1 protein-coding gene is annotated in these 386 nt (G+C 61.1%); it reads left to right on the top strand.

Translation table 11 applies throughout. The annotated features are described in order from the left end of the window. The coding region (locus K9U40_RS24555; protein WP_282892641.1) for a calcium-binding protein at positions 1-332 on the top strand (332 nt) is incomplete at its 5' end. Positions 333-386: the final 54 nt, after the last annotated feature.

Raw genomic sequence — 386 nt, 5'->3', positions numbered from 1 at the left:
TTGATGAAGACTCCACGCCCGGCAATGTCGATGTGCTCTCCGTCGGGCCAGGTGTTGCGACCGATCAGCTCTGGTTCCGCCGGGAAGGCAACGACCTGGAGGTGAGCATCATCGGCACGGAAGACCGGGCCACGATTGCGAACTGGTATGCGGGTAGCGCCAATCATCTGGAGAAGATCCAGACGTCCGACGGAAAGGTGCTGCTGGACAGCCAGGTGGATGCTCTGGTGTCGGCCATGGCGGCGTTTGCGCCTCCCGCTGCCGGGCAGACGACTTTGCCCAACGACTACGCCACCACACTGCAGCCGAAAATTGCGGCCAACTGGCAGTGACCCGGAGGTCGGGCAACGAGGATAAAACCAGCCGTTATTTTTTTCGATGGCGGC

The sequence above is a fragment of the Xanthobacter autotrophicus genome (genome assembly GCF_030015065.1).
GTDB classification, from domain to species: Bacteria; Pseudomonadota; Alphaproteobacteria; order Rhizobiales; family Xanthobacteraceae; genus Xanthobacter; species Xanthobacter autotrophicus_D.
This window is presented reverse-complemented; position numbering and strand designations above follow the sequence as displayed.